General features: G+C 63.6%; 35 protein-coding genes and 1 riboswitch. Of the genes, 34 read left to right on the top strand and 1 reads right to left on the bottom strand.

Annotated features, from left to right (window positions below):
• Position 1 precedes the first annotated feature (1 nt).
• The 24 genes from rplP (at position 2) to truA (ending at position 13,297) form a co-directional block, all read left to right on the top strand.
• Positions 2 to 427: a 50S ribosomal protein L16 gene (gene rplP, locus A3E1_RS0109230; protein ID WP_020520475.1), complete on the top strand. Its 426-nt coding sequence runs from the start codon at positions 2 to 4 to the stop codon at positions 425 to 427.
• Positions 427 to 657 (top strand): 50S ribosomal protein L29, encoded by a 231-nt coding sequence (rpmC, locus tag A3E1_RS0109225; RefSeq protein WP_020520474.1) that lies wholly within the window; start codon positions 427 to 429, stop codon positions 655 to 657. Before rplP ends, rpmC begins: the two co-directional genes overlap by 1 nt.
• Before the next feature lie 5 nt (positions 658 to 662).
• The gene (gene rpsQ / locus A3E1_RS0109220; RefSeq protein WP_020520473.1) at positions 663 to 941 is read left to right on the top strand and encodes a 30S ribosomal protein S17; all 279 of its coding nucleotides are present in this window, start codon (positions 663 to 665) and stop codon (positions 939 to 941) included.
• Between the two features lie 60 nt (positions 942 to 1,001).
• Positions 1,002 to 1,370: a 50S ribosomal protein L14 gene (rplN, locus tag A3E1_RS0109215; RefSeq protein WP_020520472.1), complete on the top strand. Its 369-nt coding sequence runs from the start codon at positions 1,002 to 1,004 to the stop codon at positions 1,368 to 1,370.
• Between the two features lie 3 nt (positions 1,371 to 1,373).
• On the top strand, positions 1,374 to 1,688 hold the full coding sequence (gene rplX / locus A3E1_RS0109210; protein ID WP_020520471.1) for a 50S ribosomal protein L24: 315 nt from the start codon (positions 1,374 to 1,376) through the stop codon (positions 1,686 to 1,688).
• Positions 1,688 to 2,257: a 50S ribosomal protein L5 gene (gene rplE / locus A3E1_RS0109205; protein WP_020520470.1), complete on the top strand. Its 570-nt coding sequence runs from the start codon at positions 1,688 to 1,690 to the stop codon at positions 2,255 to 2,257. The genes rplX and rplE overlap by 1 nt, the downstream gene beginning before the upstream one ends.
• Positions 2,258 to 2,259: 2 nt before the next feature.
• Positions 2,260 to 2,445 (top strand): type Z 30S ribosomal protein S14, encoded by a 186-nt coding sequence (locus tag A3E1_RS0109200; protein WP_020520469.1) that lies wholly within the window; start codon positions 2,260 to 2,262, stop codon positions 2,443 to 2,445.
• A 72-nt stretch (positions 2,446 to 2,517) separates the two neighbouring features.
• Positions 2,518 to 2,925 carry a 30S ribosomal protein S8 gene (gene rpsH / locus A3E1_RS0109195; RefSeq protein ID WP_020520468.1) on the top strand — a complete coding sequence of 136 codons (408 nt, stop codon included), beginning with the start codon at positions 2,518 to 2,520 and terminating at the stop codon, positions 2,923 to 2,925.
• A 12-nt stretch (positions 2,926 to 2,937) separates the two neighbouring features.
• Positions 2,938 to 3,489, top strand: coding sequence for a 50S ribosomal protein L6 (gene rplF, locus A3E1_RS0109190; RefSeq protein WP_020520467.1), 552 nt, complete (start codon positions 2,938 to 2,940; stop codon positions 3,487 to 3,489).
• Positions 3,486 to 3,881, top strand: coding sequence for a 50S ribosomal protein L18 (rplR, locus tag A3E1_RS0109185; RefSeq protein WP_020520466.1), 396 nt, complete (start codon positions 3,486 to 3,488; stop codon positions 3,879 to 3,881). Before rplF ends, rplR begins: the two co-directional genes overlap by 4 nt.
• Positions 3,882 to 3,898: 17 nt before the next feature.
• Positions 3,899 to 4,540, top strand: coding sequence for a 30S ribosomal protein S5 (gene rpsE / locus A3E1_RS0109180; protein ID WP_020520465.1), 642 nt, complete (start codon positions 3,899 to 3,901; stop codon positions 4,538 to 4,540).
• Complete coding sequence (rpmD, locus tag A3E1_RS0109175; RefSeq protein ID WP_020520464.1) at positions 4,540 to 4,722, top strand: 50S ribosomal protein L30; 183 nt, start codon at positions 4,540 to 4,542, stop codon at positions 4,720 to 4,722. The genes rpsE and rpmD overlap by 1 nt, the downstream gene beginning before the upstream one ends.
• Positions 4,722 to 5,165, top strand: coding sequence for a 50S ribosomal protein L15 (rplO, locus tag A3E1_RS0109170; RefSeq protein WP_020520463.1), 444 nt, complete (start codon positions 4,722 to 4,724; stop codon positions 5,163 to 5,165). The genes rpmD and rplO overlap by 1 nt, the downstream gene beginning before the upstream one ends.
• 209 nt (positions 5,166 to 5,374) lie before the next feature.
• Positions 5,375 to 6,703: a preprotein translocase subunit SecY gene (gene secY / locus A3E1_RS0109165; RefSeq protein ID WP_020520462.1), complete on the top strand. Its 1,329-nt coding sequence runs from the start codon at positions 5,375 to 5,377 to the stop codon at positions 6,701 to 6,703.
• Between the two features lie 37 nt (positions 6,704 to 6,740).
• Positions 6,741 to 7,394, top strand: a complete 654-nt coding sequence (locus tag A3E1_RS0109160) for an adenylate kinase (RefSeq protein ID WP_020520461.1) — start codon at positions 6,741 to 6,743, stop codon at positions 7,392 to 7,394.
• A gap of 10 nt (positions 7,395 to 7,404) precedes the next feature.
• Positions 7,405 to 8,262: a type I methionyl aminopeptidase gene (map, locus tag A3E1_RS0109155; protein ID WP_020520460.1), complete on the top strand. Its 858-nt coding sequence runs from the start codon at positions 7,405 to 7,407 to the stop codon at positions 8,260 to 8,262.
• Between the two features lie 616 nt (positions 8,263 to 8,878).
• A complete protein-coding gene (gene infA, locus A3E1_RS0109150) occupies positions 8,879 to 9,100 on the top strand; it encodes a translation initiation factor IF-1 (protein WP_020520459.1) in 222 nt (73 codons plus the stop codon).
• A gap of 15 nt (positions 9,101 to 9,115) precedes the next feature.
• On the top strand, positions 9,116 to 9,229 hold the full coding sequence (gene rpmJ / locus A3E1_RS0109145; protein WP_020520458.1) for a 50S ribosomal protein L36: 114 nt from the start codon (positions 9,116 to 9,118) through the stop codon (positions 9,227 to 9,229).
• Between the two features lie 159 nt (positions 9,230 to 9,388).
• Positions 9,389 to 9,769, top strand: a complete 381-nt coding sequence (gene rpsM, locus A3E1_RS0109140; RefSeq protein WP_020520457.1) for a 30S ribosomal protein S13 — start codon at positions 9,389 to 9,391, stop codon at positions 9,767 to 9,769.
• 35 nt (positions 9,770 to 9,804) lie between these two features.
• Positions 9,805 to 10,215, top strand: coding sequence for a 30S ribosomal protein S11 (gene rpsK / locus A3E1_RS0109135; RefSeq protein ID WP_020520456.1), 411 nt, complete (start codon positions 9,805 to 9,807; stop codon positions 10,213 to 10,215).
• A gap of 15 nt (positions 10,216 to 10,230) precedes the next feature.
• Positions 10,231 to 10,857: a 30S ribosomal protein S4 gene (gene rpsD, locus A3E1_RS0109130; RefSeq protein ID WP_020520455.1), complete on the top strand. Its 627-nt coding sequence runs from the start codon at positions 10,231 to 10,233 to the stop codon at positions 10,855 to 10,857.
• A gap of 54 nt (positions 10,858 to 10,911) precedes the next feature.
• The gene (locus A3E1_RS0109125) at positions 10,912 to 11,934 is read left to right on the top strand and encodes a DNA-directed RNA polymerase subunit alpha (protein ID WP_020520454.1); all 1,023 of its coding nucleotides are present in this window, start codon (positions 10,912 to 10,914) and stop codon (positions 11,932 to 11,934) included.
• Positions 11,935 to 11,963: 29 nt separating this feature from the next.
• The gene (rplQ, locus tag A3E1_RS0109120) at positions 11,964 to 12,446 is read left to right on the top strand and encodes a 50S ribosomal protein L17 (protein ID WP_020520453.1); all 483 of its coding nucleotides are present in this window, start codon (positions 11,964 to 11,966) and stop codon (positions 12,444 to 12,446) included.
• 2 nt (positions 12,447 to 12,448) lie between these two features.
• Positions 12,449 to 13,297 carry a tRNA pseudouridine(38-40) synthase TruA gene (truA, locus tag A3E1_RS0109115; protein WP_020520452.1) on the top strand — a complete coding sequence of 283 codons (849 nt, stop codon included), beginning with the start codon at positions 12,449 to 12,451 and terminating at the stop codon, positions 13,295 to 13,297.
• Here the strand turns inward: truA and A3E1_RS0109110 are convergent.
• A complete protein-coding gene (locus tag A3E1_RS0109110; RefSeq protein WP_157631412.1) occupies positions 13,277 to 14,953 on the bottom strand; it encodes a hypothetical protein in 1,677 nt (558 codons plus the stop codon). The genes truA and A3E1_RS0109110 overlap by 21 nt on opposite strands.
• Before the next feature lie 78 nt (positions 14,954 to 15,031).
• Between A3E1_RS0109110 and A3E1_RS0109105 the strand changes: the two genes are divergently transcribed.
• The 10 genes from A3E1_RS0109105 to thiC all read left to right on the top strand — a co-directional run bounded on the left by A3E1_RS0109105 (position 15,032) and on the right by thiC (position 23,923).
• Positions 15,032 to 15,634 (top strand): class I SAM-dependent methyltransferase, encoded by a 603-nt coding sequence (locus A3E1_RS0109105; RefSeq protein WP_020520451.1) that lies wholly within the window; start codon positions 15,032 to 15,034, stop codon positions 15,632 to 15,634.
• Positions 15,635 to 15,652: 18 nt separating this feature from the next.
• Positions 15,653 to 17,257, top strand: coding sequence for an ABC-F family ATP-binding cassette domain-containing protein (locus tag A3E1_RS0109100; protein ID WP_020520450.1), 1,605 nt, complete (start codon positions 15,653 to 15,655; stop codon positions 17,255 to 17,257).
• 59 nt (positions 17,258 to 17,316) lie between these two features.
• The gene (locus A3E1_RS0109095) at positions 17,317 to 18,282 is read left to right on the top strand and encodes a S1 family peptidase (protein ID WP_020520449.1); all 966 of its coding nucleotides are present in this window, start codon (positions 17,317 to 17,319) and stop codon (positions 18,280 to 18,282) included.
• Between the two features lie 47 nt (positions 18,283 to 18,329).
• Positions 18,330 to 18,438, top strand: a riboswitch (TPP riboswitch).
• The gene (locus tag A3E1_RS0109090; RefSeq protein WP_040390634.1) at positions 18,432 to 19,019 is read left to right on the top strand and encodes a thiamine phosphate synthase; all 588 of its coding nucleotides are present in this window, start codon (positions 18,432 to 18,434) and stop codon (positions 19,017 to 19,019) included. (Overlaps the previous riboswitch by 7 nt.)
• Positions 19,016 to 19,978, top strand: a complete 963-nt coding sequence (locus A3E1_RS0109085) for an FAD-dependent oxidoreductase (RefSeq protein WP_020520447.1) — start codon at positions 19,016 to 19,018, stop codon at positions 19,976 to 19,978. The genes A3E1_RS0109090 and A3E1_RS0109085 overlap by 4 nt, the downstream gene beginning before the upstream one ends.
• Positions 19,975 to 20,166, top strand: a complete 192-nt coding sequence (gene thiS, locus A3E1_RS0109080; RefSeq protein ID WP_020520446.1) for a sulfur carrier protein ThiS — start codon at positions 19,975 to 19,977, stop codon at positions 20,164 to 20,166. Before A3E1_RS0109085 ends, thiS begins: the two co-directional genes overlap by 4 nt.
• On the top strand, positions 20,123 to 20,926 hold the full coding sequence (locus A3E1_RS0109075; RefSeq protein WP_051104912.1) for a thiazole synthase: 804 nt from the start codon (positions 20,123 to 20,125) through the stop codon (positions 20,924 to 20,926). Before thiS ends, A3E1_RS0109075 begins: the two co-directional genes overlap by 44 nt.
• Before the next feature lie 174 nt (positions 20,927 to 21,100).
• On the top strand, positions 21,101 to 21,637 hold the full coding sequence (locus A3E1_RS0109070) for a thiamine phosphate synthase (protein WP_020520444.1): 537 nt from the start codon (positions 21,101 to 21,103) through the stop codon (positions 21,635 to 21,637).
• Positions 21,634 to 22,434: a bifunctional hydroxymethylpyrimidine kinase/phosphomethylpyrimidine kinase gene (thiD, locus tag A3E1_RS0109065; protein ID WP_020520443.1), complete on the top strand. Its 801-nt coding sequence runs from the start codon at positions 21,634 to 21,636 to the stop codon at positions 22,432 to 22,434. Before A3E1_RS0109070 ends, thiD begins: the two co-directional genes overlap by 4 nt.
• Positions 22,424 to 23,923, top strand: a complete 1,500-nt coding sequence (gene thiC / locus A3E1_RS0109060) for a phosphomethylpyrimidine synthase ThiC (RefSeq protein WP_020520442.1) — start codon at positions 22,424 to 22,426, stop codon at positions 23,921 to 23,923. The genes thiD and thiC overlap by 11 nt, the downstream gene beginning before the upstream one ends.
• Positions 23,924 to 23,942: the final 19 nt, after the last annotated feature.

Here is a 23,942-nt window from a genome sequence, read left to right as displayed (position 1 = left end):
GATGCTGATGCCGCGTAAGCCCCCGAAGGGCTTCCGCAAGCCGCATCACCCGGATCGTTCGGGTAAGAGCAAGGGCGGCAACCGGGTGGTCTTCGGCGAGTTCGGCATTCAGGCGCTCGCGCCTGCATATGTCACCAACCGCCAGATCGAGTCGGCGCGTATCGCGATGACCCGGCACATTCGGCGTGGTGGCAAGGTCTGGATCAACATCTTCCCGGACCAGGCCATCACCAAGAAGCCTGCCGAAACCCGTATGGGTTCCGGTAAGGGTTCGCCGGAGTGGTGGGTGGCGAACGTCAAGCCGGGACGGATTCTCTTCGAGATGACGTTCCCGAACGAGGCGGTCGCTCGCGAGGCCATGCGCCGCGCGATCCACAAGCTGCCCATGAAGTGCCGAATCGTGAAGCGTGAAATAGGTGAGGCGTGATGGCAACGGGTAGCAAGCCAGCAGAGCTGCGTGAGCTCTCGGGCGAGGAACTCGTCACCCGGCTGCGGGAGTGCAAGGCGGAGCTGTTCAACCTCCGCGTGCAGGGCGCGACGGGGCAGCTGGACAACAACCGGCGGCTCCAGGTCATCCGACGTGACATCGCCCGGATCTACACGATCATGCGCGAACGCGAGCTTGGGCTCTCGGCCGCGCCGACTGAGGTGGCGTAGGGAACATGAGCGAGACCAACGAGAACGCAGTCGAGCGGAACCGGCGTAAGGTACGTGAGGGTCTGGTCGTCAGCGACAAGATGGACAAGACCGTTGTCGTGGTGGTCGAAGACCGCGTCAAGCACCCGCTGTATGGCAAGGTTATGCGCCGCACAGCGAAGCTGAAGGCGCACGACGAACAGAATTCGTGCGGCATCGGTGACCGCGTGCTTCTGATGGAGACCCGTCCGCTTTCCGCTACAAAGCGGTGGCGCGTCGTGGAAATCCTCGAGAAGGCTAAGTAAAGCCAAGTTCCGCCAGGCTCCGGTTTGGACTGGAGAACCGGCAGACATTAGGAGATTGACGTGATTCAGCAGGAGTCGCGACTTCGAGTCGCCGACAACACGGGTGCCCGGGAAATTCTGTGCATCCGCGTGCTCGGTGGCTCGGGTCGGCGCTACGCGAGCATCGGCGACGTCATCGTGGCCACTGTCAAGGACGCCATCCCCGGCGCCGGTGTGAAGAAGGGCGATGTCGTCAAGGCAGTCGTCGTCCGCACGGTGAAGGAGAAGCGGCGGCCGGACGGCTCGTACATCCGCTTTGACGAGAACGCCGCTGTCATCATCAAAGATGGCGGTGACCCTCGCGGCACTCGTATTTTCGGCCCGGTTGGGCGCGAGCTGCGGGACAAGCGGTTCATGAAAATTATTTCGCTTGCTCCGGAGGTGCTCTAGCTCATGAAGATTAAGAAGGGCGACACCGTTCGGATCATCGCTGGCAAGGACAAGGGCAAAGAGGGCAAAGTCCTCGCCGCCTACCCGCGCCTCGAGAAGATCCTGGTTGAGGGCATCAACCGGGTGACGAAGCACGAGCGGGTGCAGACCAGCCAGCGTGGTTCCAAGACCGGTGGCATCACGACCAAGGAAGCTCCCATTCACGTGTCTAACGTGATGTACCTGGAAGACGGCATGCCGGTCCGGGTGGGCTACAAATTCGGCGAGGACGGCCGCAAGGTCCGCATCTCGCGTAAGTCCGGCAAGGAGATCGGCTGATGTCGACCGCGACCGAAGCTAAGACCATGCCGCGCCTCAAGGAGCGGTACCGCAGCGAGCTCGCCGGCGAGATGCAGAAGCAGTTCGGTTACACGAACGTCATGCAGATCCCGGGCCTGGTCAAGATCGTGGTCAACATGGGTGTCGGTGAGGCTGCCCGTGACTCGAAGAAGATTGACGGCGCGTTGAAGGACCTGACCGCGATCACGGGCCAGAAGCCGCTTGTCCGCCGGGCGACCAAGTCCATCGCGCAGTTCAAGCTGCGTGAGGGCATGCCCATCGGAGCTAAGGTGACGCTGCGTGGCGACCGGATGTGGGAGTTCCTGGACCGGCTGCTGTCGATCGCGCTGCCGCGTATCCGTGACTTCCGCGGTCTGGACGGGCGCAAGCTCGACGGCCACGGCAACTACACGTTCGGTCTGACTGAGCAGTCGGTCTTTCACGAGATCGACCAGGACAAGATCGACGCGGTTCGGGGCATGGACATCACGCTCGTGACGACCGCAAAGACCGACGACGAAGGCCGGGCGCTGCTTAAGCTCCTGGGCTTCCCGTTCAAGGAGAACTGAGCATGGCCAAGAAAGCGCTGATCATTAAGGCTGCGGCCAAGCCGAAGTTCGCCGTACGGGCTTACACCCGCTGCCAGAAGTGCGGCCGGCCGAAGGCGGTCTACCGCAAGTTCGGTCTCTGCCGCGTCTGCCTGCGGGACATGGCTCACAAAGGCGAGCTGCCCGGTGTATCCAAGGCATCCTGGTAATTCACAAGCTTCCCCTTCGCCGAAGGCCCGGACGGGCTCCGCGGAACCGCGGCGAGAAAGGCTGATTTAACAATGACCATGACCGACCCAATCGCAGACATGCTGACGCGTCTGCGCAACGCCAACCAGGCGTACCACGAGCAGGTGAAGATGCCCTACTCGAAGATCAAGGCGAACGTCGCCGAGGTCCTCAAGGCCGAGGGTTACATCGCCTCGTGGGCAGTCGAGGATCCCGAAGAGGGTGTCGTCGGCAAGAAGCTGGTCGTCGAGCTGAAGTTCGGACCGAGCCGGGAGCGGAGCCTCGCTGGCATCCGCCGCGTCTCCAAGCCCGGTCTACGGGTTTACGCCAAGTCTCAGGAACTGCCGCGTGTTCTCGGCGGCCTGGGTGTGGCGATCATTTCGACGTCTCAGGGACTGCTCACCGACAAGCAGGCCCGCAAGCGAGGGGTGGGCGGGGAAGTCCTCGCCTACGTCTGGTGAGGAAGGTCTGCCATGTCGAGAATTGGACGTAAGCCGATCACGGTGCCGAGCGGCGTCGAGATCAAGATCGAGGGCCAGACTGTAAAGGTCAAGGGCCCCAAGGGCGAGCTGCAGCAAACCATCCGCGAGCTGATCAAGGTCGCTCAGGAAGGTAGCGAGCTGGTAGTCACCCGGGTCAACGACGAGCGCGAGGCCAAGGCCCTGCACGGTCTGTCCCGGACGCTGGTCGCCAACATGATCGTTGGAGTGACCGAGGGCTACAAGAAGAGCCTGGAAATCAACGGAACTGGTTACCGTGTTGCCGCTAAGGGCAGCGACCTGGAGTTCGCTCTGGGGTTCTCGCACCCGGTTGTCGTGCAGCCCCCGGCCGGGATCGCTTTCTCCGTGGAGAAGCCGACCCTGTTCCACATTTCCGGGATCGACAAGCAGCTCGTGGGTGAGGTCGCCGCGAACATTCGCAAGATCCGCCCGCCGGAGCCGTACAAGGGCAAGGGCGTCAAGTACGTCGGTGAAGTGATCCGCCGGAAGGCTGGTAAGGCCGGCGGTAAGGGAGGTAAGAAGTGACCGCCAAGCTGCTCAAGCGCAGTGGTGGTGGCGATGTCGCCGCCAAGCGCGTGGTTGGCCGGGCACGTCGGCACTTCCGCATCCGCAAGAAGGTCAGCGGATCCGCCGAGCGTCCCCGCCTGGTTGTTACCCGTTCGCTGCGCCAGATCACGGCCCAGATCGTCGACGACACCAAGGGTCACACCCTCGTGTCGGCGTCGAGCCTGGACGCCTCGATCCGGACGACGGACGGTAGCAAGAGTGACATCGCTGGAAAGGTGGGTTCGCTCCTCGCGGAGCGCGCCAAGGCCGCCGGCATCGACAAGGTCGTCTTCGACCGTGGTGGTAACCGCTACGCAGGCCGCATCGCGGCGCTGGCGGATGCTGCTCGCGGCGCTGGACTCGAGTTCTAGGAAGGGTGGCTGGGAATATGCCAGGTCCACAACGCCGGGGCACGGGTTCCGGTACAGGTAGCGAGAGCAATGATCGCGGCGAAGGCCGCGGCCGCGGCGAGCGCCGGGGTCGTGGCGAAGGCCGCGGCAACGCGCCCGCTGAGAAGACACCGCATCTTGAGCGCGTGGTGACGATTAACCGCGTCGCCAAGGTGGTCAAGGGTGGCCGTCGCTTCAGCTTCACCGCGCTGGTCGTGGTGGGCGACGGCGAGGGCACCGTTGGTGTCGGCTACGGCAAGGCGAAGGAGGTGCCCGCGGCGATCGCCAAGGGTGTCGAGAACGCCAAGAAGGCCTTCTTCAAGGTTCCGAGGATCGCCGCCACCATTCCGCACCCGGTTCAGGGTGAGCGGGCCGCTGGTGTCGTTCTGCTCAAGCCGGCGTCGGCTGGTACCGGTGTTATCGCCGGTGGCCCGGTGCGTGCCGTGCTGGAGTGCGCGGGGATCCACGACGTGCTGTCCAAGAGCCTTGGTTCGTCCAACCCGATCAACATCGTGCACGCGACCGTGGCCGCGCTCAAGATGCTGGAATCCCCGGAGGCCATCGCGGCCCGCCGTGGGCTTCCCGTCGAGGACGTCGCGCCGCAGCGGCTGCTTGAGGCGCGTGCGGGAGCAGGTGCGTAATGGCTCGTTTGAAAGTCACCCAGGTCCGGTCCAACATCGGTGCCAAGCACAACCAGCGTGAGTCGCTGCGTTCGCTGGGCCTGAAGCGGATCAACGATGTGGTGGTGCAAGAGGACCGTCCCGAGATTCGGGGCATGATCTTCAAGGTGAACCACCTCGTGAAGGTCGAGGAGGTCGAATAATGACGATCAAGGTCCACCACCTGCGTCCCGCGCCCGGGGCCAAGACCGAGAAGACCCGTGTGGGTCGCGGTGAAGGCTCAAAGGGCAAGACGGCAGGCCGCGGTACCAAGGGTTCGAAGGCCCGTAAGAACATCTCCGCCGCGTTTGAGGGTGGGCAAATGCCCCTCCACATGCGCCTGCCGAAGATGAAGGGCTTCCGGAACAAGTTCAAGGTCGTGTTCCAGGTCGTGAACCTGGACCGGCTCGCCGAGCTGTTCCCGAACGGTGGCCAGGTTGGCCCGCTGGAGCTCGCTGAGGCTGGTGCGGTCCGCAAGGGCCAGCCGGTCAAGGTGCTCGGCACCGGCGACCTGAACGGCGTCAAACTCCAGGTGTCGGCGCACGGTTTCAGCGCCTCCGCCAAAGAGAAGATCGCCGCTGCCGGCGGCTCGGTTACGGAGCTGTAGCAATCGCATAGCATGGCGCCTTTACCCGAACGGGGAGGGCGCCATGCTTTTCGATAGGGTGGCACAGATATATGTCCACCAGACCTGACCGATACGGGTCCGGACTGTTAGAGTCCGAATCCAGCTACGCGTGAAATCGCGCCGTAGCTGTTAGTCACGCCCCCCGAAGTTGCCACCGGCCCCCGGTGCCCTCGCGCAGGAGGAAAGAGTTGCTCTCCGCGTTTCTCAGTGCGTTCAAAACGCCTGACCTGCGCAAGAAGATCCTTTTCACTTTAGGGATCATTGCGATCTATCGCTTTGGCGCCACGCTGCCTAGCCCTGGTGTTGCCTATGGCAACGTCCAGCAGTGCATCGCGGTAATGCAGGAGGGCGATACCAACGGGGTCTTCACTCTGCTGAATCTCTTCTCCGGCGGCGCTTTGATGTCGCTGTCGGTCTTCGCGCTGGGCATCATGCCCTACATCACCGCGTCGATCATCTTGCAGCTGCTAACCGTGGTCATCCCGCGTCTAGAGCAGCTCCGCAAAGAGGGTCAGGCCGGCCAGGCGAAGATCACGCAGTACACCCGTTACCTGACCCTGGGTCTGGCGATCCTGCAGTCCTCGGCCTTCGTGGCCCTGGCGCGGTCCGGCCAGCTGTTCCAGAACCAGTGTGACGACTACCCGATCGTTCCTGAGACCTCGCTGCCGACGTGGGTCACCCTGACCGCTCTGGTCACCACCATGACCGCCGGAACCGGTGTGGTCATGTGGCTTGGTGAGCTCGTGACCGACCGTGGTGTCGGTAACGGCATGTCGGTCCTCATCTTCACCTCGATCGCCGCCCGCCTTCCTTCAGAGGGCTGGACGATCCTGAAGAACCAGGGCGCCTGGGGCTTCGCCGGCATCATCGCCGTCGTGCTCGTGGTCATCGCGCTCGTGGTTTACATCGAACAGGCTCAGCGCCGCATTCCGGTGCAATACGCCAAGCGCATGGTGGGCCGCCGCATGTATGGCGGAACGTCGACCTACATCCCGATGAAGGTAAACCAGGCTGGTGTTATCCCGGTGATCTTCGCGTCGTCGCTGCTCTACATCCCGCGCTTGGTGCTCGACTTCCTGCGCAGTGACAACCCCAGCTCGACCTACATCTTCGTCGAGAAGTACTTCGCTGACCCGACCTCGTGGAGCTACATCACGCTCTATGGTCTGCTGATCATCTTCTTCACTTACTTCTACGTCTCGATCACGTTCAACCCGACCGAGATCGCGGACAACATGAAGAAGTACGGCGGGTTCGTGCCGGGCATTCGCCCAGGCAAGCCAACCGCTGACTACCTCGGCTTCATCTCGTCGCGGATCACCGCGCCTGGTTCGCTCTATCTCGCGGCTATCGCGGTACTGCCGAACCTGTTCTTCATCGCGCTCGACAGCCAGCAGTATCAGAACTTCCCGTTCGGTGGAACGGCTGTGCTGATTATGGTTGGCGTGGGCTTGGAGACCGTGAAGCAGATCGAGAGCCAGCTGATGCAGCGCAGTTACGAAGGATTCCTGCGATGAAGCAGGGCACTTTCGCCCAAAGCGAGGGGCCTTAAATATGCGGTTGGTTCTGGTAGGTCCGCCGGGTGCGGGCAAGGGAACCCAGGCGGAGTTCATCGCCGCCCACCTCTCGGTGCCCAAGATTTCGACGGGGGACATCTTCCGGGCCAACGTGTCGCAAGCAACGCAGCTTGGGCTCGAGGCTAAGCGCTACATGGACGCTGGCGGGCTCGTGCCGGACGAGGTCACGATCAACATGGTTCGTGGCCGGCTGGCTGAGCCCGACGCCCTCGATGGGTTCCTGCTCGATGGGTTTCCGCGCACGGTGCCGCAGGCGGTCGCACTCGACAAGATGCTGACCGACAGCGGCTCCACGCTCGATCTGGTGCTGGAGCTCGTCGTGGACAACGACGAGGTCATCCGGCGGCTGTCCGGGCGCAGGACGTGCCGTGGCTGCGGGAAGATCTGGCACGTGGAGTTTGACGCCCCGAAGAACGAGGGTGTCTGCGATCGGTGTGGCAAAGAGCTTTACCAGCGTGATGACGACAAGCCGGAGACGATCGCCGAGCGCCTCAAGGTCTACGCGCGTGACACCGCGCCTCTGATCGATTACTACGGTGCTCAGAGCAAGCTCGTCGGGATCGACGCTGAGGGACCGGTTGAGGATGTGACCGAGCGCGCAATTGACGCACTGCGGTCATATAGCGCGTAACTTTGCTTCCGTGAGTATCGAGCTGAAGTCCCCTGAGCAGCTTGGCCTGATGCGCCAAGCCGGGCTTGTCGTGGCCGCCGCCTTGGAAGCGACGCGGGAGGCCGTCAAGCCCGGTGTCTCCACGGCTGATCTCGATGCGATCGCCGAGGAAGTGATCCGGTCACGCGGGGCGATTCCGAGCTTCAAGGGCTATCACGGATTCCCGGCGACGATCTGCTCCAGCGTCAACGAGCAGGTCGTGCACACTATCCCGAACGCTAAGCACGTGCTGCAAGAAGGCGATCTGATCTCCATCGACTGTGGTGCCATCCTCGATGGCTGGCACGGCGATGCCGCGATCACGGTGCCGGTCGGCGAGGTCAAGCCCGAGCTGATCCGCATGACCGAGGTGGCTGTGGAGTCCCTGTGGGCGGGCATTATGGCTGCGGCGAAGGGCGTGAAATCAGGCAAAGGAAGACTCACTGACATCTCATACGCCATCGAATCCGTGATCGTGAAGGCACCGAAACTGAGCTCATCGCTTTCCGGCGCAAGCGCCGGAAAGTACGGCATCGTCAAAGGCTATGGCGGACACGGCATCGGGACCGAGATGCACCAGGACCCGCACATCCTCAACCATGGCCGTCCGGGCCGAGGCCCAGCGCTCATCCCCGGCATGGCGCTCGCGATCGAGCCGATGATCACCTTCGGTTCGCCGAAGACCATCGAACTCAGCGACGGCTGGACGGTCATCACCCAGGACCGGTCAGTGGCCGTGCATGTGGAGCACTCGATCGCCCTCTACGAAGACGGCGTCGTCGTGACCACGGCCGAAGACGGTGGCGCCGAGCGTCTCGGTGATCTGCTGAGCAGCGCTTTTAAGGGCTAGGACCACCTTTTTCGCCGGCCCGCCGTGGTCCAGACCGCGAGCTCCCGCGCGGCACGCCATGTCCGCGCCGCTCCTGCCAAACCCTCGGCCAGTCGAGTAGATCCACATCCCCAGAGACGTGATCAAACTGCCTCTTGATCACGTCCGGCGGGCTGTGGATCACCTATATGGATGTGGATCACGATGAACCACCAAGGGGCAAGGGTCGCAAAAGTAGCCGAAGCCGCGAGGTGGGGGTGGGCATCGTGGCGATCGCGAGCCAGGGACGCGCGGAGTTTGACGGCCTCGCGGGAGGCGCGGTCGCGCCCACGACGGACATCGGAAATAAACGATCTAATCGTGTGGTCTCGCGGCTGGTCGTTTACCGGCATAATTCAAAGCCCGCGCCCTGCGGATTGAGTCGCTGGCAGAGACTCGCGCCACACGAGATGGCGAAGTAACAGCCCAGTTTGTATTCACGTTGGTGCGCGGCGTAGACTGGCCAACCGGCGCACCGCGTCCTCTCTGTCATGCCGTCCGCGCTTCGGCGGGCTGACAGACCGCGGCTGGTTTGGGAGCAATCCCGAGACGGGCAACGTGAGCCGAACTATCCACCCGACGTCAGGTAGCGGAGGACATGCCAAAAAAGGATGGGGCCATCGAGATCGAGGGCCGTGTAATCGAGCCACTCCCGAACGCAATGTTCCGGGTTGAGCTCGCGAATGGTCACAGGGTCTTGGCCCATATCAGCGGAAAGATGCGTCAGCACTACATCCGCATCCTGCCCGAGGACCGGGTTGTTGTGGAGCTTTCTCCCTACGACCTGAGCCGCGGGCGCATCGTCTATCGCTACAAGTAACTGAGAAGGCGAGCCGTGAAGGTCAAGCCGAGCGTTAAGAAGATCTGCAACAAGTGCCGCGTCATTCGACGGCACGGCCGGGTCATGATCATTTGTGACGACCCGCGCCACAAGCAGCGCCAAGGCTGATTGCAGACACCTAGTAATCGCTCGTCCCGGCCGCGGGGACGTCCCTAAAGGGGAAACTCCTGTGGCCAACCCCTGGTCTCCAGGCCAGGGCTTTATCTGGGCAGATAAAGGCAGGGACGGGTTCAAACCTGGAGCCGACACAAGGAGAACAGCCCACTTATGGCACGTCTCGTTGGTGTGGATCTGCCGCGCGAAAAGCGCATGGAGATCGCACTCACTTACGTCTTCGGCATCGGCCGGACTCGTGCTCAGGAAACCCTGAAGGCGACCGGCATCGACCCGAACAAGCGCGCTAAGGACCTCACGGACGAAGAGGTCGTGCAGCTTCGGGATCACATTGAAGCTAACTACAAGGTTGAAGGTGACCTACGCCGCGAGGTCGCCGCTGACATCCGCCGCAAGGTGGAGATCGGTTGCTACGAGGGCATCCGGCACCGCAAGGGCCTGCCTGTCCGTGGACAGCGGACCCGCACCAACGCCCGCACTCGCAAGGGTCCGAAGCGGACGGTGGCCGGTAAGAAGAAGGCCGGCAAGAAGTAGCAACGTCAGATCTCTTTAAAGGAGCGCACTAAGCAATGCCACCTAAGGCACGCACAGGCGCCGCGGCCGTTAAGAAGGTCCGGCGTAAAGAACGTAAGAACGTCTCCCACGGGCAGGCGCACATCAAGAGCACCTTCAACAACACCATCGTGTCCATCACGGACCCGACCGGTGCCGTCATTTCCTGGGCTTCCGCCGGTCAGGTGGGCTTCAAAGGATCGCGTAAGTCGACTCCGTTCGCCGCGCAGCTGGCCGCTGAGGCCGCCGCTCGCCGGGCGATGGAGCACGGCATGCGCAAGGTTGATGTGTTCGTTAAGGGTCCGGGCTCTGGCCGTGAGACCGCTATCCGTTCGCTGACCGCTGCTGGTCTCGAGGTCGGGCAGATTTCCGATGTCACGCCGCAGCCGCACAACGGATGCCGTCCGCCAAAGCGCCGCCGGGTCTAAGGGAGATAGAGAACTATGGCTCGTTATACAGGCGCTGACTGCCGCCGTTGCCGTCGCGAGAAGCAGAAGCTGTTCCTCAAGGGCAGCAAGTGCGATGGGCCGAAGTGCCCATTCGAATCACGTCCGTTCCCTCCGGGACAGCACGGCCGTGGCCGCACCAAGGAGTCCGAGTACCTGCTGCAGCTTCGTGAGAAGCAGAAGGCCCGCCGCATCTACGGCGTGCTGGAGCGGCAGTTCCGTGGCTACTACGAGGAAGCCAACCGTAAGTCCGGCAAGACCGGTGAGGTTCTGCTGCAGATCCTCGAGTCGCGTTTGGACAACGTCGTTTACCGCGCCGGCCTGGCGAAGTCGCGTGACCACGCGCGTCAGCTCGTCAAGCACGGTCACTTCATCGTTAACGGCAAGAAGGTCGACATCCCGTCGTACCGCGTGCACGCCCACGACATCGTCGAGGTGCGGGAGAAGTCGCGCGAGATGACCCCGTTCATCGTCGCGCAGGCCGAAGCCGGTTCGCGCATGGTGCCGGCGTGGCTGGAGACCATCCCAAGCCAGTTCAAGGTGCTGGTGCACTCGATGCCAGTCCGTGGAGCCATCGACACCCAGGTGCAAGAGCAGCTGATCGTCGAGCTCTACAGCAAGTAGTAATTCATTTGGGAGGGCGTCATATAGCGGGCGCCCCAAACCAAGGAGTAATGAATGCTCATCACGCAACGGCCTTCGCTGACGGAAGAGTCCATCAGCGAGACCCGGTCCCGGTTCACCATCGAGCCGCTGGAGCCTGGCTTCGGGTACACGCTGGGTAACTCGCTTCGGCGTACCCTGCTCAGCTCCATCCCCGGTGCCGCGGTCACCAGCATCAAGATCGACGGCGTCCTGCACGAGTTCACCACCATTCCTGGCGTTAAGGAAGACGTGGTTGAGCTGGTCATGAACGTCAAGGAGCTGTGCACCTCGTCGGAGCACGACGAGCCAGTCAGCATGTACCTGCGCAAGCAGGGCCCTGGCGACGTGACCGCGGGCGACATCCAGCCTCCGGCTGGCGTCACCGTGCACAACCCGGATCTGAAGCTCGCCACGCTCAACGGCAAGGGCCGGCTGGACATGGAGCTGACGGTCGAGCGGGGTCGTGGCTACGTCACGGCCGCCCAGAACAAGAACGCTGGCGCCGAGATCGGCCGGATTCCGATCGACTCGATCTACTCGCCGGTGCTCAAGGTGACCTACCGCGTTGAGGCGACCCGTGTCGAGCAGCGCACCGACTTCGACCGTCTGATCATCGACGTCGAGTCGAAGGCGTCGATCTCGCCGCGGACCGCTCTGGCGAGCGCGGGCTCGACCCTCGTGGAGCTGTTCGGCCTGTGCCGTGAGCTCGACGAGACGGCTGAAGGTATCGACATTGGACCGTCGCCTCAGGACGCTCAGCTCGCCGCCGATCTGGCTCTGCCGATCGAGGAGCTGGACCTGACGGTCCGTTCGTACAACTGCCTGAAGCGGGAAGGTATCAACTCGGTTGGCGAGCTCATCGGCCGTACCGAAGCGGATCTTCTCGATATAAGGAACTTTGGCCAGAAGTCGATCGATGAGGTCAAGATGAAGCTGGCCGGGATGGGCCTGGGGCTGAAGGACTCGGCTCCAACCTTCGACCCGGCGAACGTTGTGGACTCCTTCGGTGAGTCTGACTACGACAATGACGACTACCGCGAGACCGAGCAGCTCTAAGCAGTTGCCGGCCTGAACAAGGAGTACCAATGCCTACGCCCACCAAGGGTCCCCGCCTCGGGGGCAGCCCCGCGCACGAGAAGCTGATCCTGGCGAACCTCGCCCGGGAGCTTTTCAAGCACGGCCGGATCCAGACGACCGAGACCAAGGCCAAGCGGGTTCGCCCCCTGGCTGAGCGTCTGATCACCAAGGCCAAGCGCAACGACCTGGCGGCCCGCCGCGAGGTTCGTAAGACGATCAACGAGAAGGACGTTTTCATCGCCCTTTTCGAGGAGATCGGCCCGCGCTTCGCCAACCGCGATGGTGGCTACACCCGCATCGTGAAGACCGGCCCCCGCAAGGGCGACGCCGCTCCGATGGCGATCATCGAGCTGGTCGAGGAGCTGGTGGTGGAGCAGCCGAAGAAGGCGGCCAAGGCCGCTGCCAAGAAGGCTGCGCAGAAGGACAAGGTTGCCGTTCTTTCCGGCGAGGCTGACGAGACGACTGACGCCGCCGACGAGGCGAAGGCCTAAGTTTGCTCGAGCACGACACTGGGCCGGTTCCCGAAAGGGAATCGGCCCGCATTCGTTTGGACGTCGCCTATGACGGGACAGAGTTTTCCGGCTGGGCGATTCAGCCTGCCCGGCGCACGGTGGCCGGCGAGATCACGGCTGTCCTGCAACGGATCTTCCAGACGGAAGTCAGCCTGACGGTCGCAGGGCGTACCGATGCGGGCGTCCATGCAACGGGTCAGGTTTGCCACGTTGACGTCCCAGCGGAGCGCTGGGAGTCGTTAAAGGACACTCTGGTGCGGCGGATGGCGGGATTGCTGCCGCTGGATGTGCGGATCTCCCGGGCTGTGCGCACGAGTCCCGATTTCGATGCCCGGTTCTCCGCGCTGTGGCGCCGGTACGAGTACCGCGTGACCGATGACCCGGCAGGTGCCAGCCCGCTGCGACGGCTCGACACCCTCGCCTGGCCACGCCAGCTCGACTTGGCCCGGCTCAACGAGGCAGCCGCTGGCCTGCGCGGTGAGCACGACTTCGCCGCCTTTTGCCGTCGCAAGGAGATGGCGACGACGATCCGTGAGGTGACCCGGCTCGATTGGCGGCACGAGGAGCCGAACCTGTTCGTGGCCACGGTTCAGGCGGACGCGTTTTGCCAGCAGATGGTTCGCAGTTTGGTTGGCGCGATGCTGGCCGTGGGCGAGGGACGCCGTCCTGCCCAGTGGCCGGCCAGCTTGCTGCATCTGACGGAACGTTCTAGTGATGTGCCTGTCGCGGGGGCGCACGGCTTGACGCTGGTCGCGGTCGGCTACCCGGAGGAAGCCGCGTTCGCTGAACGGGCCGGCGCCACGCGACAGCTAAGGACTCGGCGTTCCTGACGGGGCCGGTGTCGCCGCCCCTTCGGTCACGGGATCGAAGGCGCGCTGTTCCAGCACGATTCCCTTGAGGTAGGTCTTCACGATGTCGAACATGATCTGCTCGGCATAGGGGTCGTCGTTCTTCACCGCTTGACCGTCCTTGCGAGCGATCACGCAATAGGCGAGATAGTGACCCTTGATCGTCCAGCCCACCGCGGTCGAAGACAGCGCCAGGTTCTTGGTGCGTTCCTTGTCCGCGGCCGGTGAGTTGATGACGTATCCGACGAAGCGGCCCTTCTTGTCTTTGACAATCGGGTTGATCTGCTCGTAGGCCTTCTCCGCGCCCTCTTCGTTTTCGAGGTTCATGATCCCGGCCGTGACGACGTATCCCGGGATCGACTCGGGCGTGGCCATCGTGGCGCGAATGACCTGGCTGCAGTTCAGGCCGCCGATGAGCTTGTTGATCTCGCCGTCGGTGGCTGAGTTGCAGTTCGTGAGCTCCTGCGGGGCACCGATCATCGTGTAGACGAGTTCGGGCCGGGCGGGATCGAGCACGATCGTGCCAGCGGGGAAGACCTCAGCGGTGGTCAGCGGATTCGGGTCGACGTTGCGGTTGGAGATGTCGACCGGCGTGGCTGTCGGCTTAGGACCGGTGTTGTTTGCCTGTGCCTGCACACCGCGCTGCTCGTCGAGCACGATCATGTAAGAGCTGATGCCACAGATCGCCAGCACGAGGAAGACCCCGAGGACGCCAAGCCCGGCGCGCCAACGCTTCGACAGGTGCGGGTTCAGGTGGATGCGCTGCCAGCGGCGCCCGGTCGGCCGCGGACGCGGCGGGCCCTGAACGCCGACGGGTCCGGGACGGCGTCCCGGAGGTGGTGACTGCGGAGCGATTCCGGGACGTCCCGGCACGGGCCGGGGTCCGCCGGGGCTCACGGGTGGTGGCGCCTGGGTGACGCGGTTGCCAAACGTTCGGGTGCCATTGCGGCCTGCCGGAGACACCGGGCTCGCCGGGGGTCCACCTTGGACGGTGCCGCCCGGTCCGCCGGGGCCGAAGCCAGGCCGAGTGCCGGCGGGTGAGCCCAAGCCAGCGCCGCCGCGAGGGGCGCCAAAGCCGGAGGCCCCGCCGGGACCGAAGCCCGGGCCGCCTTCGGGAGCGCCACGCGTCCCACGGCCGAAGCCGTTTGCGGCGGCGCCGGAAGAGCCAAATCCTGAGCCGGAAGCCGGGCCAGGGGCGCCGCCAGACGTGGGCCCGGCGGGTGAGCTGGAGCGGCGGCCGAAGGCCGAACGCAGGCCGCCGCCGGGCGCGCCCGCGCCACGGCCGGGCGCGGCAGGGCTGCCAAAGCCGGAACCGGAAGCGGGTGATCCCGCCGCGCCAGGGCCGGGCTCAGCGGAGCGGCGGCCGAAGGGGGAGCGGGAAGCGGGAGGAGGCGGCTGAGTGGGCGGGATGGGCTGCCGGCCGCCGCGTGGCCCGGCAAGCATTCCGTTGCGGGCGCCTGGTGGTTCTGGAGTGGACGCTGGGGGGCGTGTGGATTGTCCTTCGGCGAAACCGTTGAAGCTGTCTTCGGATGGATCGTGCGCTCTTCGGCGCCCGCCACCCCGGGTGGAACTGTCACGGGGTTCACGCCTAGGCGGAGGTGGCCAGTCGCCATTGCCGCCGCTATACCCGTGAGCCATGTCGCACAGCGTAACGGACGTCATGCTGCGATTGACCCACCGGCTGTGTGATCCGACCGAACGGGGGAGAATATCCCGGTGGCGGACCACTATTTTTCTGCAGATCCCGAGTCTTCGGCGAAGACCCAGTCCATTGACTTCAATGTGCGAGGGCGCCACTACACATTGTTAGCGAGCACTGGCGTGTTCAGTGCCGGGCGGCTTGATCCAGGAACAGCGGTGCTGCTGAAGAAAAGCGACCTTCCTGGACCGGAAATCGCTGGCCCACTCCTCGACCTGGGTTGCGGTTATGGGCCAATCGCGGTGGTACTAGCCGATCACGCGCCAAACGCCGAGGTGTGGGCGGTTGACGTCAATTCCCGCGCGCGTGAGCTGGCCGAGCGAAACACCAACGGGCGCAAGGTCAAAGTGAGTGCGCCTCACCTCGTACCAGCGGAAATCGAATTTGAGCAGATCTGGTCGAATCCACCGATCCGCATCGGCAAGCAGGAGTTGCACGAACTGCTGCTCCTATGGCTGCCGAGGCTAAAAGCCGACGGTGTGGCATGGCTTGTCGTCGCCAAGCACCTGGGCAGTGATTCGCTGCAGAAGTGGCTCATTGAGCAGGGCTGGCCGACGGAGAAGCACGCCAGCGGCAGTGGCTACCGGGTTCTGAAAGTGAGTCGCGGCCAAGCCAGTTGATCAGGCACTATTCGCGGCGTGGGTTATGTAGACGTAGCAGGTGTCGGGCACACGCTGCCCGATGGACGGCAGTTGTTCGAAGACGTGTCGTTCCGGGTCGGCGAAGGGGCCAAGGTGGCTCTGGTCGGCCCCAACGGCGCGGGCAAGACGACGCTGCTGCGGATGGTGGCCGGGGACCTGCCGGTCAGAACCGGTGCGGTGAGCCGGTTTGGCGGCCTCGGCGTCATGCGCCAGTTCATTGGCATGGTCGCTGACGAAACCACGCTAGCCGAACTCGCCTTCTCGCTTATGGAACCGGCTCTGCGTCAAGCGGGAGAGCGGCTCGTCAAGGCGGAGCACGCGATGCACGCGAGCGGGTCGGAGAAGGACCAGTTGCGGTACGCCGAGGCGCTGACGCGGTTTGGGGAAGCGGGTGGCTATGACGCGGAAGTCCTCTTCGACACCGTGTCCACGCTGATTCTCGGCCTGCCATGGGAGTCCACAAAGGACAGACTGACGCGGACGCTCAGTGGCGGCGAGCAAAAGCGGTTCGCCCTAGAGCTTTTGTTAAGAGGCACTGACGAAGTGCTGTTGCTGGACGAGCCGGACAACTTCCTTGACGTGCCGGCGAAACGCTGGCTGGAACAGCGTTTGAAGGAGAGCAAGAAGTCGATTCTCTATGTCAGCCATGACCGTGAGTTGCTGAACCAGACCGCCGATCGCGTGGTGGCCGTGGAAGGCGGGAGTGCCTGGACGCATGTCGGCAGCTTCAAGTCTTGGCATGACGCGCGCGTGGCCCGCCACGAGAACATGGAAGAACGCCGCAAGCGGTGGGACGAAGAGCACGAGAAGCTGCGCCAGCTTATGTTGATGTATAAGCAAAAGGCCGCGTACAACAGCGATATGGCGTCGCGCTATCACGCCGCGGAAACGAGGCTGCGCAAGTTTGAGGAAGCGGGCGCTCCGCCGTTGCCGCCTAAGGATCAGCAGATTCAGATGCGTCTGCGTGGCGCGCGCACGGGCAAACGGGCTGTGATGATTGAGCAGCTTGAGTTGACTGACTTGACGTTCCCGTTCGATCTGGAGCTGTGGTACGGCGACCGCCTTGCCGTGCTGGGCGCTAACGGGACGGGCAAGTCGCACTTCCTGAGACTGCTTGCCGGTGACCAAACCGTTAGGCACGAGGGGGTCGCGCGGCTGGGCGCCCGTGTCGTGCCCGGACACTTCTCGCAAACCCATGACCGGCCAGAGTTACTGGACCACACGCTCATCGACATCCTTTGGCGTGGCGCGCACGATAGGCCGTCGCTAGTGCGGGAAGCCGCGTACAAGTCGCTGGACCGATACGAACTGTCCAAACAGGGGGAGCAAAAGTTTGGCACGCTCAGCGGTGGCCAGCAGGCGAGGTTCCTGATTTTGTTACTGGAGTTAAGCGGCGTAACGCTGTTGCTGCTTGACGAGCCGACAGACAACCTCGACTTGGCGAGTGCGGAGGCGCTGGAGCTAGGGCTGGAACAGTTCGAAGGCACGGTCATCGCGGTGACGCATGACCGCTGGTTCAGTCGTTCCTTTGACCGGTTCCTGCTGTTCCAAAATGACGGCGAAGTTAAAGAAACGCCGGAACCAGTATGGGATGTACGTTGAGATAGGTGTAGATTCATCGATACGTAGCAACAGAACCTCCATACCCCCGAGGAGGAAAAATGCGTCGTATCATCACCCTGGTCGCCGCTACCGCATTGGCGACCATCGGTCTCTCAGCGCCGGCGCAGGCGGCTGATCTGAGTGGCCTGTCAGGCCTGGCTGACGCCGGCACCTACTACAGCGACGGCAAGCTTGTCGCCGCCGTGACCAGTCCTGAAGCCGCGGCACAGATCCGCGCCAAGGGCGGCACGGCCAAGGTAGTAGCGCGCACGCTCGGCCAGCTCAACAGCATGGTGACGGACCTCGACCCGCACATCGCGGGCACCGCCTGGTCAGTGGACCCAGCCACGAACCAGGTCGTCATCGACATCGACATCTCCGTCACCGGAGCCAACTACGACTCGCTGCACGCGATCGCCGCCAAGAGCAACGGCGCGATCCGCATCGAGAAGATGAACGGTCTGCTCACGCGGCTGATCCGCGGCGGCAACGCCATCTACACCGGTGGCTCGCGCTGCTCGCTCGGTTTCAACGTGCGTTCCGGCAGCGTCTACTCGTTCATCACCGCCGGCCACTGCACCAACATTGGCTCAACGTGGAACGACGGCAGCACGACGCTCGGCAGCCGCACCGGGACCAGCTTCCCGACCAACGACTACGGCATCGTGCGCTACAACACGAGCTACACCAACCACCCTGGCTCCATCGCCAACGGCCAGGACATCACGTCAGCTGGCAACGCCTCTGTGGGCCAGTCCGTGCGCCGTCACGGCAGCACCACCGGTAACCGCGGCGGATCCGTGACCGGCCTCAACGCGACGGTCAACTACGCCCAGGGTTCCGTTTACCAGATGATTCGCACCAACGTTTGCGCCGAGCCTGGCGACAGCGGCGGCCCGCTCTACGCCGGCACCGTAGCCCTCGGCCTGACGTCTGGCGGCAGTGGCAACTGCAGCTCCGGCGGCACGACGTTCTTCCAGCCCGTGCCTGAGGTCCTGAGCCGCTACGGCGTAGCGGTGTACTAAGACACATTGCAAATGATCTGGTGGCAGCGTTAGTCTGCCACCAGATTGAACGTACCCACGGGAGTCCGGTGCACCGGGCTGAGAGGGGGCTTGGTAGCCCCGACCGTCGAACCTGATCCGGATCATGCCGGCGCAGGGAGGAGACAGCCTTGCTGGGCAGAGTGCATCTCATCACCGACAGCCGTCCCGGTGCCGATCCGGTCGCTCAGGTTCGTTCGCTGCTTCCGGTGGCCACGCCTGACCTAGTCATCCAATACCGCCCGGCCGATTCGTGGACCGACCGTCTCGCGTTTGAACACGCCAGCGCTATCAAGGCGCTTGGGCTGCCCCTGCTCATCAACGATCGCGTGCACATCGCGCTGGCTGTGGACGCTGACGGCGTACACGTCGGGGAAGAAGATCTTCCAGCGGCGCAAGCACGGCGGCTGCTGGGTCCATCCAAAATCGTTGGTGCGACGGCCCGTTCGGTGACCGATGTGCCGGCGGAGGCAGACTACGTTGGCGTCGGCCCTTGCTACCAAACGTCCACGAAAGAGGGTCTGCCTGCGCCGCTTGGCCCCTCGGCGGTCTCGGCTTTCAGCGGGATTCCCGTCATCGCGATTGGCGGCATCACGCTCAAGCACGTGCCGGAGCTGTTAGGCCAAGGCGCGCACGGGATCGCGGTCATCGGTGCGGTGGCCAACGCCGTCAATCCGCCGCAAGCCCTTGCCGCGCTTTTGGAAGCGGTCCGCCGGTGAAGGTTTGTGTCATCGGCGGCGGCATTATCGGCCTGTCCGTCGCGTGGGAGTGCCAGCGCCGCGGCCACGCGGTTGTGGTGGCTGACCCGGCACCCGCATCAGGTGCTTCGCGTGTCGCGGCCGGAATGCTCGCTCCCATCAGTGAAGCCTATTTTGGTGAGGAAGAGCTAACGCGTCTGCTAATGGCCGCCGCTCAGTCCTGGCCCGCCTTCGCCTCCGCTCTTGGCCCTTGTGGGTACTCCGAAAGCAGCACCCTCCACGTTGGGCTGACCGCCGACGATCAGGCGGAGCTGCGCCGGCTGTGGCAGATCCAGCCGGTGGAACGTGTTGTGCCGCAAGAACTTGAGCCGTCGCTGTCGCCGCGCGCCCGGGGTGGGCTGGTGCGCTCGGATCACCAGGTGGACCCGCGCCAAGTCATGCGGGAGCTGCTAAAGCACGTCACCATCGTCCCGTCGGCGCAAGAAGCCGACGTCACCGTGATCGCCGCTGGTTGCGGGAGTGCCGCATTCGGGCTGCCGGTGCGGCCCGTCAAGGGAGTGCTGCTGCGCCTGCACGGTCCGCGGGTGTTGTCGCATGTGATCCGGGGGTACGCCGACGGGACTCCGGTGTATCTAGTGCCCCGCGCGACGGGTGAAGTCGTTGTGGGAGCGTCTGTTTCGGAACGTCAAGGCGAGCTGGCCGAAGCAGGGGCGGTCCGTGATTTGCTCCGGGCGGCCACGGATCTCGTGCCCGACTTGGCCGAACATGACTTGACCGAAGTGTGCGTGGGGTTTCGTCCGGGCACCCCTGATAACGGTCCTCTCGTCGGCTGGATCCGGCCGGGAGTGCTTGCGGCGACAGGGCATTACCGACACGGTGTGCTCGCCGCGCCCCTGACCGCGTTGGCTATCGCCGACGCTGTTGATGGCAAACCTTTGCCGGACATCTGGGAACCGTTCAGTCCTGGGAGGTTCGCATGATTCTGCTCAATGGCGCGCCAGTGTTGCCGCGCGAGACGGTCAGTTTGCTGTTGTCCACTATGGACCTTCCACCGCGTGGCGTGGCTGTCGCCGTCAATGGTGAGGTCGTGCCGCGCTCAGCGTGGGAGTCGCATCTGCTCGCCGATGGCGACAGCGTCGAGGTGCTCACGGCGGCCCAAGGTGGCTGAAACGTTTGCTATCGCTGGGGTTTCTTTAAGCAGTCGCTTGATCCTGGGCACGGGTGGCGCTTCTTCGCTGCGCGTGCTGGAGGAAGCGATCGTCGCGAGCGAGACGTCTCTGGTGACGATCGCCTTGCGACGTGTCGAGTCCACCGAGCACGGCTTGCTGGACATGTTGACGCGCTTGGGAGTCCGGGTGCTGCCCAACACGGCGGGCTGTTACACAGCGGCTGACGCGATCCGCACGGCCCGTCTGGCACGGGAAGCTTTCGAGACGTCGTGGGTCAAGCTCGAAGTGATCGGTGATGAGCGCACGTTGCTGCCTGACGCGGTGGAGCTGTTGAAGGCCGCGGAAGTGCTTGTGGACGACGGGTTCACGGTGCTGCCATACACGACGGATGATCCCGTGCTGGCACGCCGTCTGGCCGACCTCGGCTGCGCGGCCGTCATGCCGGCCGGGGCACCGATCGGCTCGGGTCTTGGCATCAGCAACCCGCACCACATTTCACTCATCCGTGAGTCCGTGACCTGTCCCGTGATCCTCGACGCCGGCGTGGGCACAGCCAGTGATGCCGCTCTCGCGATGGAACTCGGCTGCGACGCGGTGCTGTTGGCCAGTGCCGTGACCCGGGCCAAGGACCCGGCCGCGATGGCCACCGCGATGCGTCACGCGATCATCGCCGGTCACCTAGCTGCGGGCGCGGGGCGGATCCCTCGTCGCACATTCGCCCTAGCTTCCACTCCCGACCTCGGCCTCCCGGCATGGTGACCCCCACCCCGCCCGTGCTCTCTTTCATGATCCACATCCATGCAGGCGTGATCAACGGGCGGTTTGATCACGTCTGCATGGATGTGGATCACCGATCGGAATGTGGATCACGACTCGGCGAAGCGGCGGGGGCGAGTACGGCGAGTACGGCGAGTGCGGCGCGCCAAGGCAAGCATGAGTGAAACCAGGCTGATCGTGGTGACGGATCGTTCACTGGCGACGAGGCCGCTGTTGGACGTGGTCAAGGCGTGTCTTGATGGTGGCGCGTCGACGTTTCTGTTGCGGGAGAAGGACTTGCCGCGCGAGCAACGCCTTGGCCTGGCTGAAGCCATGCGTGACCTTGGCGCCTTCGTCATCGCTGGGGGGACTGATCCACTGAACGGTGAGGCCATACATCTCAGCGCAAAGGATGAACGGGTCGCTGCCAAATTGACAGGGCGCTCCTGCCATAGCAAGGCTGAAGTTATGGCATCCACTGAGGACTATGTCACCCTTTCGCCCATCTTCCTGACGCGCAGTAAACCCGGTTACGGGCCTGCTCTTGGCACGAAAGCGCTGGCCAGCAAGGGCAATATCGTCGCGCTAGGCGGCATCGAAACAGCTGAGCAAGCGCGCCAGTGTCTGGATGCGGGCGCCAGTGGCGTCGCTGTTATGGGCGCGATCATGCGGGCGGAAGATCCAAAGACTGTCGTCAAAGGACTGCTGTCATGACGACTCCTCCCGTGACGTTGACGATCGCCGGGTCGGACTCCGGTGGTGGGGCCGGAATCCAGGCCGACCTGAAGACCTTCGCCGCCCTTGGCACGTTTGGCACGTGCGTGATCACGGCGGTGACATCGCAGAACACGCGTGAAGTCAAGGACGTGTTCCCCATGCCCAGCTCGGTGGTCGGGCTGCAGCTCGCCACCGTGCTCGAAGACTTTCCGGTTAGAGCGGTGAAGGTCGGCATGCTCGCCGGAGCGGAGATCGCCGCCACGGTCGCGGCTAAGGCACGCGCGGGGGAGTTGCCCAATCTGGTGCTCGATCCCGTGCTGATGGCGAGCACTGGACGCCGTCTGGGGATCGCCAGCGCGGTGGAGAGGTTGCTGCCGCACGCGACGGTGATCACGCCGAACACGGAAGAAGCCAGCGCCCTGCTCGGCTGGGAGGTGTCAACGCCAACGGATATGGCGGGAGCGGCCGCGCAACTGGCCGCGCACGGGGCCAAGTGTGTCGTGATCACGGGGGGAGACCTAGGTGGCGATGAGTCCGTCGACGCGATGTGGACGGCGCGCGGGGTCCGCTTTCTCAAGGCACCAAGGGTGCAGACCCGCAACACGCACGGCACGGGATGCACCTTCTCCGCCGCGATAGCCGCGCGACTCGCTCATGGGTACTCCATTGAGGACTCGATTGATTTTGCCAAGAGATATGTGCGCGCGGCACTGGTGAGCGCGCAGGAATGGCAGCTGGGCACCGGATACGGGCCGATAAACCACTTCATTAGGGGACAGGATTATGCGACGTAAAGTCTATGTTGGTGAACTCAAGGTGCCGTTCGCGGCCGTGGATCTGACTGGCGACAACGAGCCCGTGTTGCTTTATGACACCAGCGGCCCGGACAGTTTCGACGACTTGCCACGCAAGCAGTGGGTGGCCAACAGAACTCCGGTCACGCAACTTGGCTTGGCACGTCAGGGAATCATCACGCCCGAGATGGAATTCGTGGCGATCCGGGAAAATGTCAGCCCGGAGCTTGTCCGCGATGAGATCGCCGCCGGACGTGCCGTGCTGCCCGCTAACGTGAACCATCCCGAAGTCGAGCCGATGATTATTGGTAAAGCGTTTCTCGTGAAGGTCAACGCCAACATCGGCACCAGTGCTGTCACGTCCAATGTGGACGAAGAGGTCGAGAAGCTGCGCTGGGCCACCAAGTGGGGCGCTGACACGGTGATGGACCTGTCGACGGGACCGCGCATTCACGAGACTCGTGAAGCCATCATGCGCAAGTCCGCCGTACCCATTGGGACTGTTCCCATCTATCAAGCCCTGGAGAAGGTCAAGGGTGACGCGATCAAGCTGACGTGGGAGATCTATCGCGAAACCATTATCGAGCAAGCGGAACAGGGCGTTGACTACATGACGGTGCACGCGGGTGTGCTGTTGCCCTATGTGCCGCTGGCGGCGAACCGGGTTACCGGCATCGTCTCGCGCGGTGGGTCCATCATGGCGGCGTGGTGCCTGGCGCATCACGAGGAGAACTTCCTCTATACGAATTTCCGTGAGCTGTGCGAAATCTTCGCCAAGTACGACATCACCTTCTCCCTTGGCGATGGTCTGCGGCCTGGTTCCATCGCGGATGCCAATGACGAGGCACAGTTTGCCGAACTCCGCACCTTGGGTGAGCTGACGAAGATCGCGTGGGAATACGACGTGCAGGTGATGATCGAAGGTCCCGGTCACGTGCCGATGCACAAAATCAAGGAAAACGTTGACCTGCAACAGGAAATCTGTCACGAGGCGCCGTTCTACACGCTTGGCCCGCTGACGACGGACATCGCCCCGGCCTATGACCACATCACGTCGGCGATTGGGGCGGCGATGATTGGCATGTTCGGCACCGCGATGCTGTGTTACGTCACGCCAAAGGAACACCTGGGCTTGCCCAACCGCGAGGACGTGAAGGCGGGCGTGATCGCCTACAAGATCGCCGCTCACGCGGCCGATCTCGCGAAGGGTCACCCCGGCGCGCAGGCGCGGGATGACGCGCTTTCCAAGGCGCGCTTCGAGTTCCGCTGGGAGGACCAGTTCAATCTGGCGCTCGACCCGGAGACCGCTCGTGAGTACCACGATGAGACGCTGCCCGCCCCGGGTGCGAAGACGGCTCACTTCTGCTCGATGTGTGGACCGAAGTTCTGCTCGATGAAAATCAGCCAGGACATCAAAGAGCGGATGCAGGAGAAGTCTGAAGAGTTTGTCGCGAATGGATCTCGGGTATACCTCCCCGTAACCGCGTGATCACTCTCCGCGTTGTTTC

The sequence above is a fragment of the Catelliglobosispora koreensis DSM 44566 genome (genome assembly GCF_000379685.1).
GTDB lineage: Bacteria > Actinomycetota > Actinomycetes > Mycobacteriales > Micromonosporaceae > Catelliglobosispora > Catelliglobosispora koreensis.
Note: the sequence above shows the minus strand (reverse complement) of the source record. Positions and strands in the feature narration are given on the sequence as shown.

Excerpts from the sequence above, each read along its gene's own strand:
- rplP (WP_020520475.1), top strand. The coding sequence starts at position 2 with ATGCTGATGCCGCGTAAGCCCCCGAAGGGCTTCCGCAAGCCGCATCAC.
- rpmC (WP_020520474.1), top strand. The coding sequence starts at position 427 with ATGGCAACGGGTAGCAAGCCAGCAGAGCTGCGTGAGCTCTCGGGCGAG.
- rpsQ (WP_020520473.1), top strand. The coding sequence starts at position 663 with ATGAGCGAGACCAACGAGAACGCAGTCGAGCGGAACCGGCGTAAGGTA.
- rplX (WP_020520471.1), top strand. The coding sequence starts at position 1,374 with ATGAAGATTAAGAAGGGCGACACCGTTCGGATCATCGCTGGCAAGGAC.
- rplE (WP_020520470.1), top strand. The coding sequence starts at position 1,688 with ATGTCGACCGCGACCGAAGCTAAGACCATGCCGCGCCTCAAGGAGCGG.
- A3E1_RS0109200 (WP_020520469.1), top strand. The coding sequence starts at position 2,260 with ATGGCCAAGAAAGCGCTGATCATTAAGGCTGCGGCCAAGCCGAAGTTC.
- rpsH (WP_020520468.1), top strand. The coding sequence starts at position 2,518 with ATGACCATGACCGACCCAATCGCAGACATGCTGACGCGTCTGCGCAAC.
- rplF (WP_020520467.1), top strand. The coding sequence starts at position 2,938 with ATGTCGAGAATTGGACGTAAGCCGATCACGGTGCCGAGCGGCGTCGAG.
- rpsE (WP_020520465.1), top strand. The coding sequence starts at position 3,899 with ATGCCAGGTCCACAACGCCGGGGCACGGGTTCCGGTACAGGTAGCGAG.
- rpmD (WP_020520464.1), top strand. The coding sequence starts at position 4,540 with ATGGCTCGTTTGAAAGTCACCCAGGTCCGGTCCAACATCGGTGCCAAG.
- rplO (WP_020520463.1), top strand. The coding sequence starts at position 4,722 with ATGACGATCAAGGTCCACCACCTGCGTCCCGCGCCCGGGGCCAAGACC.
- A3E1_RS0109160 (WP_020520461.1), top strand. The coding sequence starts at position 6,741 with ATGCGGTTGGTTCTGGTAGGTCCGCCGGGTGCGGGCAAGGGAACCCAG.
- infA (WP_020520459.1), top strand. The coding sequence starts at position 8,879 with ATGCCAAAAAAGGATGGGGCCATCGAGATCGAGGGCCGTGTAATCGAG.
- rpsM (WP_020520457.1), top strand. The coding sequence starts at position 9,389 with ATGGCACGTCTCGTTGGTGTGGATCTGCCGCGCGAAAAGCGCATGGAG.
- rpsK (WP_020520456.1), top strand. The coding sequence starts at position 9,805 with ATGCCACCTAAGGCACGCACAGGCGCCGCGGCCGTTAAGAAGGTCCGG.
- rpsD (WP_020520455.1), top strand. The coding sequence starts at position 10,231 with ATGGCTCGTTATACAGGCGCTGACTGCCGCCGTTGCCGTCGCGAGAAG.
- A3E1_RS0109125 (WP_020520454.1), top strand. The coding sequence starts at position 10,912 with ATGCTCATCACGCAACGGCCTTCGCTGACGGAAGAGTCCATCAGCGAG.
- rplQ (WP_020520453.1), top strand. The coding sequence starts at position 11,964 with ATGCCTACGCCCACCAAGGGTCCCCGCCTCGGGGGCAGCCCCGCGCAC.
- A3E1_RS0109110 (WP_157631412.1), bottom strand. The coding sequence starts at position 14,953 with ATGGCTCACGGGTATAGCGGCGGCAATGGCGACTGGCCACCTCCGCCT.
- A3E1_RS0109095 (WP_020520449.1), top strand. The coding sequence starts at position 17,317 with ATGCGTCGTATCATCACCCTGGTCGCCGCTACCGCATTGGCGACCATC.
- thiS (WP_020520446.1), top strand. The coding sequence starts at position 19,975 with ATGATTCTGCTCAATGGCGCGCCAGTGTTGCCGCGCGAGACGGTCAGT.
- A3E1_RS0109075 (WP_051104912.1), top strand. The coding sequence starts at position 20,123 with ATGGCGACAGCGTCGAGGTGCTCACGGCGGCCCAAGGTGGCTGAAACG.
- A3E1_RS0109070 (WP_020520444.1), top strand. The coding sequence starts at position 21,101 with ATGAGTGAAACCAGGCTGATCGTGGTGACGGATCGTTCACTGGCGACG.
- thiD (WP_020520443.1), top strand. The coding sequence starts at position 21,634 with ATGACGACTCCTCCCGTGACGTTGACGATCGCCGGGTCGGACTCCGGT.
- thiC (WP_020520442.1), top strand. The coding sequence starts at position 22,424 with ATGCGACGTAAAGTCTATGTTGGTGAACTCAAGGTGCCGTTCGCGGCC.